The following is a 13,762-nucleotide window of genomic DNA, read 5'->3' as shown; positions in this document are numbered from 1 at the left end:
CTAGAAGCCGCGGCGCCCGCCGCCCATGCCCCGGCCGCCGCCCGGGCCACCCAGGGGGCTCGCGCCGCCGGACGGAGCCGCGGAGGGCGTGGAGCCCGCGGGCGAGTTCGCCGCGGTGATGACGCGGTCTCCCGCCTTCAATTCACCCTCCACCACCTCCGTGAAGGTGCCGTCCGTCATGCCGGTGCGCACGTTCACGGCGACCGGCCGCGGCTTCTGCTCCGGCTGGCGGCGCAGCACGTAGATGGTGCGCATGCCGGCCGGGGGCGGCTGTGCCGGAGCCTGCTCGGCCGCGTTCGGTGACGGCGCCGGGCGGTAGCGCAGGGCCGTGTTGGGCACGGAGAGCGCCTGGTCCTTCTGCTGCGTGACGATGGTCACGTTGGCGGTCATGCCCGGCTTGAGCTTCAGGTCCGGGTTCGGCACGTCGATGACGGCCAGGTAGGTCACCACGTTCTGCACGGTGATGGCCTCGTTGCGGATCTGCCGGATGGTGCCTTCGAAGGTCTCCCCCGAGAAGGCGTCCACGGTGAAGGTGGCCTTCTGGCCGGGCTGCAGCTTGCCCACGTCCGCTTCCGCGATGCTGGTGTTGACCTGCATCTTGCGCAGGTCCTCCGCGATGGTGAAGAGCACGGGCGCCTGGAGGGACGCGGCCACCGTCTGGCCCACGTCCACGCTGCGCGAGATGACGATGCCGTCCGTGGGCGACACGATGGTCGTGTACTTGAGGTTCACCTCCGCCTCGTTGAGCGCGGCCTGCGCCTGGGCCACCGAGCCCTCCGCGGCCGTCACCTCCGCCTGACCGTTGGCGGCGGCGGACTCCGCCGTCTCCAGCTCGGACTGGGAGATGAACTGCTGCGCGCGCAGTTCCTTCGAGCGCACGGCCTGCTTCTTCGCCACGTCCGCGTTGACGCGCGCCTTCTGGAGGTTCGCGCGCGCGGCGGTCATGTTCGCCTTCGCCCGGTCCAGCGCGGCCTGCACCAGCTGCGGGTCGATGCGGGCGATGACCTGCCCCTTCTTCACCTGGGAGTTGTAGTCGACCATCAGCTCCTGGATGCGACCGGACACCTGGCTGCCGACCTGCACCGTCACCAGCGCCGCCACGGTGCCGGTGGCCGTCACCTTGGCCGTGAGCTTCCGGGCCTCGGCGGGGGTCGTGTCGTAGGTGACGGCGTCCGACGGGCTTCCAGCGCGCATGCGCCAGAACACGACCGCGCCCGCCACCACCAGGATGGCCAGGATCCAGGCCCAGCGCGGCACGCCCCGCTTGCGACCCTCGTCCTCATCCAGCTCCACCGGCGCCAGGGCCGGCGCTTCCCGCGGCATCTCGCTCAAGGCCTTCATGCCCCTTATCTACGTTTTGAAATGTTTCGGCGAATCTCGTCTCTATTACGAAAGATGACCCACGGCGAGGCGGCCTTCCGGTGTGTCCGCCGCTCCCACTCCGGGGAGCACGACCCGCGCGGTGGTGCCCTGGCCGGGCTGGCTCTCCAGCGTGAGGCGGCCGTGGTGCGCGTCCAGGATGCGGCGCACCAGCGCCAGCCCCAGGCCCACGCCGCCGGTGGTGCGGGCGCGGCTGCGGTCGGTGCGGAAGAAGGGCGTGCCCACGCGCTCCAGGTCCTGCGCTTCGATGCCGATGCCCTGGTCCTGGATGTCCACCTGGAGGCCGTCGCCCGCCGCCCGGGCGTGCAGCGTCACTGTGGTGCCGGGCTCCGAGTACTTCCCCGCGTTGTCGAGCAGGTTGTCCAACACGCGCCGAAGCAGCACGGGGTCTGCTTCCAGCGCGGGTAGCGTGCCGTCCACCTGGACCTCCAGCCGGTGCTTCGGCCGGGCGGTGTGGAAGCGGGCGGCGGCCTTGTCCAACAGCGCGTTCGCGTCCACGCGCTCCAGGCGCAGGGGAGGCACGCCGCTGGCGCCCTCCGTCACCAGCTCCAGGCGGGACGTGGTGAGCACGTCCGACACCAGGCGCTCCAGCTCCGACAGGTCCTCGGTGATGTCGGGCAACAGCTCGCGCGCCGTCTGCGCGTCGCCCTCCGCGGCCAGGTCCAGCGCCACGCGGATGCGCGACAGCGGCGTGCGCAATTCATGCGACACGTTGGCGAGCAGCTCCTTCTGCGAGCGCAGGAGCTGGGTGATGCGGCCGGCCATCTCGTCGAAGGCCTCGGACACCAGGCCCAGCTCGTCCTTGCGGCGCAGGCCCGCGCGCACGTCCAGCCGACCCGCGCCAAACGCGCGCGCCGCGGAGGCCAGCTTCTCCAGCGGGCCCGCGAGCGTGCGCGCGAAGGCGACGGAGGTGATGGCGGTACACGCCAGCACGAGCCCCACGATGATGGCCGTCTGCCGGTCGCCGTCCGGAGGAGGAGGCGGCGGAGGCAGGGACACGGAGGCGTAGACCTGGATGGGGCCCGGGAAGGGGCTCACCACCAGCAGGCGGCCGGGGCCGCCACCGACTCCGGGGATGGGTCCACGCGGGCCGCTGCGGGTGACGCGGGAGGTGACGGCGGAGAGCTCCTCGGCGCCAAGCGCGGGCGCGGGCTCCTGCCGCGTGTTGCCGAGCAGCGTCCCGTCCGCGGCGCGCAACGTGACCTGCATGCCCATGCGCTGCTGGGCGCGGGCCAGCGACGCCTGGAGCGCGGCGGGGTGGTCGCGCAGGGTGGACCACTCGTCGAGGAAGTAGGACAGCTCGTCGTCGAAGCGGTTGCGCCAGGACTCGTTGCGCAAGAGGTCGCGCGCGAGCATCAGCGACACGCCCACGAGGACGATCTGGATGACCCCCACCAGGTAGATGCGGGGGAGCAGGCCCATGGGCAGACGGAAGAACCTCACGGCTCCGCCTCGGTCTCCGTGGCCAGCATGTAGCCGGCGCCGCGCACCGTCTTGAGCAGGCGCGGGTTGCGCGGGTCCACCTCCAGCTTCTGGCGCAGGCGGAAGATGTGCACGTCCACCGAGCGGTCGAACACCTCGTCCGCGCTGCCCTTCACCAGGTCGAGCAGCTGCTCTCGGCTGAGGACGCGGCCGGCGCGCTCGGCCAGGACGCGCAGCAGGCTGAACTCATACGTGGTGAGGGACAGCGGCTTGCCGTCCAGGGACGCGCTCAGGCTGCGCGGGTCCAGCACCAGGCGGCCCGCGTGCACGGGGTGGCTGGTGGGGCCCACCTTGCCGCGAGCGCGGCGCACCTGGGCGCGGATGCGGGCCAGCAGCTCGCGCGACGAGTAGGGCTTGGGCAGGTAGTCGTCCGCGCCGGACTCCAGGCCCAGGACGCGGTCGGCCTCCTCGCCGCGCGCGGTGAGCATGATGATGGGGACGTCCGTGCGGGTGCGCAGCTCGCGGCAGACCTCCAGGCCGTCGCGGCCGGGGAGCATAAGGTCCAGGAGGATGACGTCGAAGGTGTGGCGGGACGTCTGGAGGAGCGCGTCGGTGCCGGAGGCGGAGACGGTCACGATGATGCCGTGCTCCTGGAGGTAGCGGGCAGTGAGCCGCGCCAGGCGTTCATCGTCCTCGACGAGGAGCACCTGGATGGTGGCGTCCTCGGAGGTCGTGGGGCGTGGGGTCGTCTCCATGGGTTGGATCTCCGCGTGGGATGCGGACCGCCTCCGGGCCGCGACCTGCAACCTCCCACCCCTACATTTCCAGGGGGCTACGGGCCCATGACGAAATATTACGGACGACGGTCCGGCGGGACATCCCAGGGGCTTTCAGGGGGACGGCCGCAACGGATGGAAATTCAGGGCTCGCCGTACAGCCGGGTGAGCGCCCGCCGGTCCACCTTGCCCGCCGGGGTGCGCGGCAGGGCCTCCAGGAGGCGCAGCGTCCGGGGCAGCTTGTAACGGGCGAGCCGGCCCGCACAGGAGACCGTGAGGGCTTCCAGGGTGGGGGCCGCACCGGGCCGGGGGACGACGAGGGCGCGGGGGACCTCGCCCCACTTGGGGTCGGAGACGCCGATGACGGCGACCTCCGTGACGTCGGGGTGGCCGGCGAGGACGCTCTCGACCTCGGAGGGGTGGATGTTCTCGCCGCCGGAGATGATGAGGTCCTTGGCGCGGCCCTCGATGCGGAAGAAGCCCCGGGCATCGCGCGAGGCCAGGTCGCCGGTGTGCAGCCAGCCATCCACGAAGGCGCGGGCGGTCTCCTCCGGGCGGCGCCAGTAGCCAGCGCACAGGTGGGGGCCGCGAAGGAGCAATTCGCCCACGTCACCGGGGTGCTTTTCACCGTCGATGCGCGCCTCGACGTGGAAGAGGGGCACGCCGACGAAGCCCGCGTGGGAGCGCATGACGGCGTCGGGGAGGAAGAAGTTGTTGGGGCCGCCCTCGGTGAGGCCATAGCCGGTGCGGAAGGCGATGCCGCGGGCGAAGAAGCGCTCGAAGACGGGGGCGGGACAGGGAGCGCCGCCGCTGATGAGCAGCTTGAGGCGGGAGAAGTCCACGGCCTCGAAGCGGGGGTGCCGCTGCATCTCGATGAACATGGTGGGCACGCCGAACACCAGGTTCACGGCCCCCGAGTCGATGAGGTCAAAGCACTGCGCGACATCGAAGGCGCGGCACACGACGGAGGCACCGCCCGCGTACACCAGGGGCAGCGTGAAGACGTTGAGGCCGCCGGTGTGGAACAGGGGTGCGTTGAGCAGCGCCACGTCGTCCTGGGTGAGGCCCCAGCTGACGACGGTGTTCACGGCGTTGGCGGTGAGCGAGCCATGCGTGAGCACGGCGGACTTCGGCAAGCCGGTGCTCCCGCCGGTGGAGCACAGCACCCAGGGAGCATCCGCCTCCAGCTCGATGGAGGGCAGCGCGCCGGTCAGGGTCTCGCGGGAGCGGAAGAGCGGATCCGCGAAGGAGACCCAGTGCGCCTGAATCCGGAGGCGCAGGGCGTCGGCTTGGGCGTGGAACTCCGGCCCGAAGCAGACGACGGAGGGGGCGACATCGGAGAGCAGGCCGTGGAGCTCCTCCACGCCCAGGCGCCAGTTGAGCGGCTGGAGCACGGCGCCCAGCTTGGCGCACGCGAACACCAGGTCCAGCGTCTCCACGCCGTTGGAGGCCAGCACGGAGACGCGGTCCCCTACTCCCACGCCCAGGCCGCGCAGCAAGAGCGCGGTCCGGTGGGCGGAGTCATTCCACTCCGCCCACGAGATGCGCCGCCCACCCCGGAGCGAATCAACGAGCGCCGTGCGCTCCGGGGCGAGCGAGGCCCGCCGGGACAGCCAGTCGTGGACGATGGGCATGCCCGGCGGCTCCTACGTCATCAATCCCGCGAAACGAAGTGCGCGGAGATCTTGTTCCACACCGCCGGGGTGATGCCCATGCTCAGGTGGTCATAGGCCATGCCCTCCTGCTTCGCGTCCGCGGTCTTCTTCGTGGACGTCCAGCCCTGGGTGAGCTGGGTCATCGCCGCGATGCTCGCTTCGAAGAGCACGCCGTCGCTGCGCAGCGTGGACGTGGTGGACGTCATGCCGTCGGTCTCGAAGGGCTGGGAACCGCCCGTGGTGCCGTACAGCACGTAGAGCGACGGCAGGCGCGAATCCAGGCCGTGCTCCGCCAGGCGCGTGATGAACTTGCCGCCCATCTCCATGGCCGCGTTGATGCCCAGGCCGTCCATGATGCGGTACTTGCCGTACATCAGCGAGTCGTACGCCTCACGGTTCTGGTTCGTGTTGTACGCGTGGTACGCGAAGCACGGCGAGCCCACCGGGTCGAACGCCGTCGTGCGGCACACGCGGTGGTCGCTGGACGCCATGTAGCCCGCGGCGACCCAGGGGTTGTACGGGTTGTAGATGAGCTTCGTGTCCAGCCAGGGGAAGTAGCGGTTCTCGTCCGGATCGATGTTGTCCCACGCGGACGCGCTGCGGTCCGGAATCGGGTACGTGCCACGCAGGTCATACGCCGCCTGCAGCTGGCCCGGGTACGCCGTCACGTACTTGCCGCTGGTGTTCACCGCGCCGAAGAGGCTCATGTTGTAGTCGTCGAAGTTGAACGACGACGAAGACAGGCCCTGGTTCGTGTTCAGCGTCTGCAGCGAGCTCGCGTACACCGGCGTGCCCGTGCTGCTCAGACCCGTGATGTTCGACAGGTAGATGCGGCGGAAGTAGTCCGTCCACACGCCGCCGGAATCCTTGCACACGCTCTCCGCGTAGGGGTTGTTGAACCAGGGCACGCTGTAACCAAACGTCACGCACTGCATCGCGGAGAAGTACGTCCACGGCATCGGGCCACGGCCCACCGGCGCGTTGGACGCCGTGCTCGCGATGGTCAGCGTGTGGATGGGGTGGCGGAAGTTCAGGTCGATGCCCTTGTGCGGACCGGACAGCGGCACGTACACGCGCACCGAGTCGTCATACGCCGGCACCTGCGACGCCTGCTCCTTCGCCAGACGCTCGAAGAAGCGCGTCGTGCTGAAGCCGCCCCACGTCGCCGCGTTCGCCAGCCACGGGTCCACCGCCAGCACGCCCTTGCTCCACGCCACCACGTCCACCCGCGCCACGCCCGGGTGCAGCGCCTTCACGCGCTGCACGGCGTTGGCCACGTGGATGGCGTGGTTGAAGTTGTCGCCGTGGAACGAGCCGAACGTCACCGCGTACACACAGCGGCCCTTCGACTCCAGGTCCTGCACCATGCCCGTCAGCTGGGCCGCGCCGCCATAGGTGCCGCCCGAGCCGTTGTTGCCGTTGGGGAACATCCAGACGTTCGCGTCCTGGATGGCGCCGTGCACCAGCAGCGTCGGCGTCTTGGTGACGTCACAGGTGCGCGCCGCGGTGGCCCGCCCCTTGTGCAGCAGGACGAAGCGCGCCTCCGGCTTGGTCGGGCCGGGCGTGGGGCAGGTGGCCCCGGTCGTCGTGGCACAGCTGTTCCCGTAGTAGAGGTTGAACGCGTTCACCAGCTGCTGGTTCAGCGAACCGAAGTACGTCCGCAGCGGGTAGTCGCTGGACTGGTACGTGTCCTGGTCCCGCAGCTTCAGCGTACGCGGGTTGTAGTACTCGGAACGGAAGCGCTGCCGGCCCTCCAGGAGCTCAATCTGGCCCCAGGACCACGAGGGCGGCGTGTACGTGCCCACCACGCGGTAGTTGGTGGTGAAGTTGGTGGGGATGGCGTCGAAGTACGGGGCCAGGTCCGCGTCCAGCGGAGCCTCGGCCGTACCGACGGCCTCCTCCATCGGGGGCGCCTCCGCGGGCGGCTCAGCCCCGCAACCTGCCATCAGCAATGCGGCCGTGAGCGACAATGTCCAGGTGCTTCGCATGCGGACCTCCGGGTGGTGAAGGGTGCGGCGACAGCGGACTGCGACAGAAGAAAGGACGCACGGGACACACGACGGGCCCCAGGGTCTCCCCGGAAGGGCCTCGCGTGGCTCACCGTGCGTCAGGAACGCCTAGCGGGCGTGCTCCTGCAGGAACGGGACGAGCAGGTCGTGGAACTCCTGCGTCTTCTCCAGGTGCGGGCTGTGGCCCGTATCCGGGAGGACGACCTCGCGGTAGCGGCCGCCGTTGGCCGCGTAGCGCTCCATCACCTTGCGCATCTGCGACACCATGGGCTGCGGCGGGTACTTCTCTTCCCCGGGCCAGCCGGGCACCGCGCCCAGCTTGCCCAGGAAGCCGAAGTCGAACAGGGACGTGTCGGAGACGATGGCGTCGTCCGCGCCGCGGATCCACAGCACGTCCGGCCCGTTCTTCAGCGCCGCGAAGGAGGAGGTGTTGTAGTAGGCGGGCGCCATGGCGTTGTTCATGCCCGTGGTGCCCGGCGCCACGCCCGGCCAGTTGGGCGACTGGGCGAAGTTGCCCGGGTACAGCTGGTCCGACACGTGCGTGTCCAGCACGGAGTCCAGCAGCATCTCCTCGTCCGGATGGCGGAACGGCGGCTTCACGTAGCAGCCGTTCATCACGTTGCGCGGCGACGTCTGCGACTCCGTGGAGCGGTCCTTCGTCTTCAGCCGCTGCACGAAGTCCGGGTTGGCCGTGCCGCCGCCGGAGCCCGCGAAGTCCGCCCAGCACGGCGTGCCGTCCGCGTCCTTCGTCCCGCCGAAGCCGTAGGGGGACAGCGGCGCCTCCACCACCAGGCCGGCCACGCGCTCCGGGTGGTCGATGGACAGCTGCATCACCATGCCCGCGCCCGCCGAGTGCGCCACGAACACCGCGCGCTTCAACGACAGCGTGTCCATCAGCGCCACCAGGTCATCCGCGAAGTCGCGCATGCCGCGCGTCGCGTCGATGCCCTTCGGCTCCGTGTGCCCGTAGCCGCGCATGTCCGGCGCGATGCCCCGGAAGCCCTGGGGCAGCGTCTTCATCAGCGACTCGAAGAAGGCGGACGAGGAACAGTTGCCGTGCACGAAGATGACGGGAAAGCCGTCCTCGCCCACGAGCCGCGCGCGAACCCGGAGCCGCTGCGTGGGGATGTCCCGGATCTCGACCTTCCTGGATGTATCAGCCATGTGCGCGCTCCTGATTGCGTTGCGTGAAAGAGGAAACCCGTGCGTCACGAAGCGGCCCGCGCGTCCGCGGCGATGGCCGCCTCGCGCAGCTCGCGCTTGAGAATCTTCCCGGCCGCGGACACCGGCAGGGACTTCACCAGCTCCACCCGCTTGGGGACCTTGAAGCGTGCCACCCGGCCCTTGAGGTGCTCGAGCAGCGCCTCCGCCGAGGCCTCGGCCCCGGGCTTGAGCACCACGTAGGCCCGGCCACACTCGCCCCACTTCGCGTCCGGCACGCCCACCACCGCGCACTGCTGCACGGCGGGGTGCTCGTAGAGGACGGACTCCAGCTCCAGCGGGTACACGTTCTCTCCGCCGGAGATGAACATGTCCTTCTTGCGGCCCGCGATGGTGAAGAAGCCATCCGCGTCCACGCGCGCCAGGTCCCCGGTGTGGAACCAGCCGTCCGCGCTGATGGCCTCCTTCGTGGCGGCGTCGTCCTCGAAGTAGCCGGAGCACATGGAGGGCCCCTTCAGCACCAGCTCCCCCACCCCGCCCACGGGCACCGAGTTGCCGGCGTCGTCCACCAGCTTCGCGTCGATGAAGTAGTTGGGCCGGCCGATGGAGCCCGCCTTGGACACCGCGAACTCCGGCCCCATGCTGAAGATGCCCGGGCCGAACTCCGTCATGCCGAAGCCCTGCTTGAAGGGCACCGGGTGCACCGCCTGCCACGCCTGGAGCAGCGGCACCGGCAGGGGCGCCCCGCCGCTGGTGACGAAGCGCACGGAGGAGAAGTCCGTCCCCTTCCAGCGCGGCGAGTCCATCAACTGCTGGTACTGCGTGGGCACCGCGAAGAAGAGCGTCACCTTCTCCTTCGCCACCAGGCCCAGCATCTCGTCCGGGTCCCACCGGCGCATCAGCACCACGGTGCCGCCCACGGTGAGCAGCGGCAGCGTGTAGACGAGCAGCCCGCCCGTGTGGAACAGCGGCGTGTGCGTCACCGTCACGTCGCCCTGACGGATTTCATGCACCAGCGTGTTGAGCGTGTTCCACGCCACCATGCGGTACGAAACCTTCGCGCCCTTGGACCGGCCCGTCGTCCCACCGGTGAAGAGCAGGCAGAGGATGTCCTCCTCGCTCACCGCGTCGTTGGTGACAGGAGCGGCGGGCGCGTACGCCACGGCCTCCTCGTACGGATCCGCGCCGGGCAGCCCCCGAGCCTCCAGGGACACCAGGCGCAGGCCGTCACCCACGTGCTCGCGCACCTGGGCCACCGCGTCCTTGAAGTCGTCCCCGAACAGCAGCACGCGCGGGCGGACGGCGCGCACGCCCTCCGTCAACTCCGCCGCGTGCAGCCGCCAGTTGTAGGGCACGAAGATGGCGCCCAGCTTCGCGCACGCGAACAGCGTGTCCAGGTACTCCACGCCGTTGTGCGCGACGATGCCCACGCGGTCGCCGCGCCGCACGCCCGCCACGTCCCGCAGCCAGCCCGCGAGCGCGTTGGCGCGCGCGTTCATCTGCCGGTAGGTGAAGCGGCCCGCGTCCCTGCGGGCCACGTCCACCACGGCCACCGCGTCCGGCCAGTAGAGGGCACCCCGCCCCATCCAGTCCCCGATGAACATGCGAAGAACTCCTGTCTGAATGAGGCGGGGTGTGGGGGGGGACTAAGCCGTCCAGCGGTAGAGGGCGGACGCCATGGCGAGGCCACCGCCGCTGGCGCAGAAGGCGACCAGGTCGCCCTTCTTCACCTTGCCCTGCACCACCGCGTCGTCCAGCGTCATGGGGATGCAGGCGGAGCCCGTGTAACCCCACTTGTCCATCGTGTAGTGCGCCTTCTCCATGGGCTGATTGAGCGCCTTCATGGTGGCTTCAATCGTGCGCAGGTTGAGCTGCGTGAAGACGAACAGCTTCACGTCGTCCAGCGTCTGGTCCGCGCGCTTGAGCAGCGTGTCCAGCAGCATGGGCCAGCGCTCGGTGTTGAACGTGGAGGGGAACTTGCGCACGAACTGCACCGCGGGCTTGCCGTCCGTCAGCGCCAGCGTCTCCGCCGTGGCGGGCCGGTTCGTGCCGCCGGTGTAGATGCCCAGCGCGTCGTGGTACTCGCCGTTGGCCAAGAGCTTCGCGCCCAGGAAGCCCGGCTTGTCGGACGCGCCCAGCACCACCGCGCCCGCGCCGTCCGCGAACAGCGTGCAGGTCTTCTTGTCCTTCCAGTTCACGTAGCGGGTCATCCCGTAGGCGCCCACCACCAGGATGCGCTGGTAGCTGTCGTCCGACGAAATCGTCTTCGACGCCACGTCCAGCGCCGTCACCCAGCCCGCGCACGCGGCGTTGATGTCGTAGGTGCCCGCGTTCACCGCGCCCAGCTTGGCCTGCACCACGGACGACGTGCCGGGGGAGAGGTAGTCCGGCGTGTCACTGGCCACGAGCACCAGGTCCAGCTCCTTGGGGTCCACCTTCGCGCGGGCGAGCGCCTCCTTCGCGGCGGCCACGGCCAGGTCGCTGGTGGCCTGGTGATCCGCCATCACGTGGCGCTGCTTGATGCCCACGTTCTGCTGGAGCCACTCGTCCACCTTCTCGCCGAGGATCTTCTCCACGTCGGCGTTGGTGAGGAGCTTCTCGGGGACGTAGCGGCCGGTGGACAGGATGTTCGCGTAACGCATGACGGTGTTTCAGCTCCGGGGACCGCGTGACGGACGGCGGGGGGACGGCTTCGACTTCGGGGGGGCGGGCTTCGAGGGCTTCGGGACGGCCTGGAGATGCGTGCGCGCGGCGTCCGGGGGCAGGCCGTGGGACAGGAGCGTCATCGCCGTGTCGAGCACGCGCTCCAGCCCCATGTCCTCCTCCCAGAGCACCCAGCGCATGCCCAGGAAGTCGCCAATGCCCATCAGGCAGTAGGCGAGCGCCTCCGGATCCATGCGGCGCACCTCGCCCTTGTCCATGGCCTGCTGGAGGCCGCGCACGTAGCCCTTGGCGAAGCGGTCGTAGTAGCGGCGGTAGCAGTCCGCGTCCACGAACTCCGCCTGCCGCACCACGCGGTAGAGGTTGGGGTGCTGGCGCACGAACTGGAAGAAGGCGCGCAGCCCCTCGCGCTCCACCTCCAGGCGCGTGGTGCACGCGGCCGTGGACTCCGCGATGAGGCGGCGCAGGCGCGCGCCCAGTTCGTCCACCACCTCCACGAAGATGGACTGCTTGTCCGGGAAGTACACGTAGAAGGTGCCCAGCGCGACGCTGGCCTTGCGCGTGAGGTCCGCGATGGACGCGCGCTCGTAGCCCTTGTCTCCGAACACCGCCTCCGCTGCCTTCAACAACTTCTGCCGCGTCCGCTGACCGCGCGGCGTGACGGGGACTCGTTCTGAAGTTGAAGGGCGATTCATCTTTCAGGACGGGTAGCACCCGGCCGACCGCCCTGTCAAAAGCGGATGGATGGCTCCTTGCGTCAAAGACAGACACGGACGCGCGGCGTCAAACACCTCGCCGCCTGCCCGCCTGGAGACTCCGGAGGTCGGGTGGAGGACGATCCACCGGCCTCAACCATTTTGCGTGCAAACGGACTTGCACTTGGGGACAAGTGCATATAACTTCACCGTCGACTGCCAAGGCTGCTTATAAAAATAAGGTTTCAAGCCCCATGGACGCCCTGGATTATCGCATCGTGGACATGCTTCAGCGCGATGGCCGGGCCACGCAGCTGGAGCTGTCACGTGGGGTGAAGCTGTCCCAGCCGGCGGTGGCGGAGCGCATCCGCAAGCTGGAGGAGAAGGGCGTCATCACCGGCTACACGGCGCGCGTGGACGCGACGCAGCTGGGCAAGGACATCACCGCCTTCATCGGGGTGAGCATCGAGCACCCCAAGCACTTCGAGGGCTTCGCGCGGAAGGTGGCGGAGCTGTCGGACGTGCTGGAGGCCCACCGGGTCGCGGGGCAGGACTCGTACGTCTTGAAGGTGAAGACCGCGAACACGCGGACGCTGGACTCGCTGCTGGTGGAGACGCTGCGCACCATCCCGGGCGTCACCCGCACGAGCACCACCATCGTCCTGTCGACCTTGAAGGAAGACACGCACGTGCGTGTCCCCGATGAGCTGTTGAACGGAGAATGAACATGAGCGCGGACGCTATGAGTGCCCCCCTGCCCCCTCCTCCGGCCTACCGGCTGTCCCAGCGCATGTCCCGGATGAAGACGTCCGCGGTGCGCGAAATCCTCAAGATCGCCGAGCGCCCGGACATCCTCTCCTTCGCGGGCGGCCTGCCGGCTCCGGAGCTCTTCCCGAAGGACGCCATCGCCAAGGCGTTCGCGGAGACCTTCGCCAGCGACGCGGACGGGCGCTCCGCGCTCCAGTACAGCACCACGGAGGGCTTCGCCCCCTTGCGCGAGTGGATCGCCGGGCACCTGGCCCGCAAGGGCCAGAACGTCCACGCGGACCAGGTGCTCATCACCAGCGGCTCGCAGCAGGGCCTGGACCTGGTGGGGAAGATCCTGCTCGACCCGGGTGACCTGGTGGTGGTGGAGGACCCCAGCTACCTGGCGGCGCTCCAGACCTTCGGCGGCTACGAGGTGGAGTTCGCCACCGTGCGCAGCGACGACGCGGGCATGGACACGGACGACCTGGCGGCCCTGCTGAAGAAGCGCCAGCCGAAGCTGCTCTACGTCATCCCCAACTTCCAGAACCCCAAGGGCACCACCCTGTCGCTGGAGCGCCGCAAGGCCCTGGTGCGGCTGGCCCAGGAGCACCGCTTCATCATCCTGGAGGACGACCCGTACGGCGAGCTGCGCTTCAAGGGCGTGCACCTGCCGTCGCTGGCGTCGCTGGACGACCAGGGCGTGGTGCTGTCCCTGTCCACCTTCTCCAAGACGCTGGCCCCGGGCCTGCGCCTGGGCTGGGTGACGGGCCCGAAGGCGCTGCTCAAGCCGATGACCATCGCGAAGCAGGCCACGGACCTGCACACCGCCACGCTCGCCCAGCGCGCCACGGCGCGGCTGCTGGAGACGTTCGACTACGCGGGTCACATCCAGGCGCTGATGCCCATCTACGCCCAGCGCGCCAACGCGATGCTGGACGCGCTGAAGACCCACATGCCCCAGGGCACCCAGTGGACCCGGCCGGACGGCGGCATGTTCCTCTGGGTGGAGCTGCCCGGCGGTCTGGACGCGGCGAAGCTGCTGCCCCGCGCCGTGGAGCAGAAGGTCGCCTTCGTCCCCGGCGCACCCTTCTTCGCCAACGACCAGAAGCCCCAGTTCATGCGGCTGAACTACTCCAACCGCCCGCCCGAGCTCATCGTCGAGGGCATGAAGCGGCTGGGCGCCGTCATCGCGGACGCTCTCTAGTTCCCGTCCTGCGGCCCCCAACGCACCGCGTCGGGGGCCCGGGCCTCATGAG

The 13,762-nt window shown here is 69.7% G+C and carries 11 protein-coding genes; 2 read left to right on the top strand and 9 right to left on the bottom strand.

What is annotated here, in order from left to right; all coding sequences use genetic code 11:
• From JYJ93_RS04670 to JYJ93_RS04630, 9 genes are all read right to left on the bottom strand, one after another.
• Entirely contained in the window at window positions 1-1,341 is a 1,341-nt protein-coding gene (locus tag JYJ93_RS04670) for an efflux RND transporter periplasmic adaptor subunit (RefSeq protein WP_206786855.1), read from the bottom strand.
• A 45-nt stretch (window positions 1,342-1,386) separates the two neighbouring features.
• Window positions 1,387-2,823, bottom strand: coding sequence for a HAMP domain-containing sensor histidine kinase (locus JYJ93_RS04665; RefSeq protein ID WP_206786853.1), 1,437 nt, complete (start codon window positions 2,821-2,823; stop codon window positions 1,387-1,389).
• A complete protein-coding gene (locus JYJ93_RS04660; RefSeq protein ID WP_120591571.1) occupies window positions 2,820-3,557 on the bottom strand; it encodes a response regulator transcription factor in 738 nt (245 codons plus the stop codon). Before JYJ93_RS04660 ends, JYJ93_RS04665 begins: the two co-directional genes overlap by 4 nt.
• A gap of 164 nt (window positions 3,558-3,721) precedes the next feature.
• Window positions 3,722-5,212 carry a long-chain fatty acid--CoA ligase gene (locus tag JYJ93_RS04655; protein ID WP_206786850.1) on the bottom strand — a complete coding sequence of 497 codons (1,491 nt, stop codon included), beginning with the start codon at window positions 5,210-5,212 and terminating at the stop codon, window positions 3,722-3,724.
• Between the two features lie 20 nt (window positions 5,213-5,232).
• A complete protein-coding gene (locus JYJ93_RS04650) occupies window positions 5,233-7,221 on the bottom strand; it encodes an alpha/beta hydrolase (RefSeq protein ID WP_206786848.1) in 1,989 nt (662 codons plus the stop codon).
• Between the two features lie 129 nt (window positions 7,222-7,350).
• The gene (locus JYJ93_RS04645) at window positions 7,351-8,406 is read right to left on the bottom strand and encodes an alpha/beta hydrolase (protein ID WP_206786846.1); all 1,056 of its coding nucleotides are present in this window, start codon (window positions 8,404-8,406) and stop codon (window positions 7,351-7,353) included.
• A 44-nt stretch (window positions 8,407-8,450) separates the two neighbouring features.
• Window positions 8,451-10,007, bottom strand: a complete 1,557-nt coding sequence (locus tag JYJ93_RS04640) for a long-chain fatty acid--CoA ligase (protein ID WP_206786842.1) — start codon at window positions 10,005-10,007, stop codon at window positions 8,451-8,453.
• Window positions 10,008-10,049: 42 nt separating this feature from the next.
• Complete coding sequence (locus JYJ93_RS04635; protein WP_206786841.1) at window positions 10,050-11,045, bottom strand: ketoacyl-ACP synthase III; 996 nt, start codon at window positions 11,043-11,045, stop codon at window positions 10,050-10,052.
• Between the two features lie 9 nt (window positions 11,046-11,054).
• Window positions 11,055-11,759 (bottom strand): TetR/AcrR family transcriptional regulator, encoded by a 705-nt coding sequence (locus tag JYJ93_RS04630; protein WP_206786840.1) that lies wholly within the window; start codon window positions 11,757-11,759, stop codon window positions 11,055-11,057.
• Between the two features lie 254 nt (window positions 11,760-12,013).
• Here JYJ93_RS04630 and JYJ93_RS04625 point away from each other — a divergent pair, with 254 nt between their 5' ends.
• Together JYJ93_RS04625 and JYJ93_RS04620 are read left to right on the top strand one after the other, a co-directional pair.
• Window positions 12,014-12,484, top strand: coding sequence for an Lrp/AsnC family transcriptional regulator (locus JYJ93_RS04625; protein WP_206786839.1), 471 nt, complete (start codon window positions 12,014-12,016; stop codon window positions 12,482-12,484).
• Between the two features lie 2 nt (window positions 12,485-12,486).
• On the top strand, window positions 12,487-13,710 hold the full coding sequence (locus JYJ93_RS04620) for a PLP-dependent aminotransferase family protein (protein WP_206786838.1): 1,224 nt from the start codon (window positions 12,487-12,489) through the stop codon (window positions 13,708-13,710).
• Window positions 13,711-13,762 lie beyond the last annotated feature (52 nt).

This window comes from Corallococcus sp. NCSPR001, from assembly GCF_017309135.1.
Lineage (GTDB): Bacteria > Myxococcota > Myxococcia > Myxococcales > Myxococcaceae > Corallococcus.
This window is presented reverse-complemented; position numbering and strand designations above follow the sequence as displayed.

Coding starts and splice junctions, on each gene's coding strand:
- JYJ93_RS04660 (WP_120591571.1), bottom strand. CDS start 3,557: ATGGAGACGACCCCACGCCCCACGACCTCCGAGGACGCCACCATCCAG.
- JYJ93_RS04635 (WP_206786841.1), bottom strand. CDS start 11,045: ATGCGTTACGCGAACATCCTGTCCACCGGCCGCTACGTCCCCGAGAAG.
- JYJ93_RS04655 (WP_206786850.1), bottom strand. CDS start 5,212: ATGCCCATCGTCCACGACTGGCTGTCCCGGCGGGCCTCGCTCGCCCCG.
- JYJ93_RS04645 (WP_206786846.1), bottom strand. CDS start 8,406: ATGGCTGATACATCCAGGAAGGTCGAGATCCGGGACATCCCCACGCAG.
- JYJ93_RS04670 (WP_206786855.1), bottom strand. CDS start 1,341: ATGAAGGCCTTGAGCGAGATGCCGCGGGAAGCGCCGGCCCTGGCGCCG.
- JYJ93_RS04620 (WP_206786838.1), top strand. CDS start 12,487: ATGAGCGCGGACGCTATGAGTGCCCCCCTGCCCCCTCCTCCGGCCTAC.
- JYJ93_RS04640 (WP_206786842.1), bottom strand. CDS start 10,007: ATGTTCATCGGGGACTGGATGGGGCGGGGTGCCCTCTACTGGCCGGAC.
- JYJ93_RS04630 (WP_206786840.1), bottom strand. CDS start 11,759: ATGAATCGCCCTTCAACTTCAGAACGAGTCCCCGTCACGCCGCGCGGT.
- JYJ93_RS04625 (WP_206786839.1), top strand. CDS start 12,014: ATGGACGCCCTGGATTATCGCATCGTGGACATGCTTCAGCGCGATGGC.
- JYJ93_RS04650 (WP_206786848.1), bottom strand. CDS start 7,221: ATGCGAAGCACCTGGACATTGTCGCTCACGGCCGCATTGCTGATGGCA.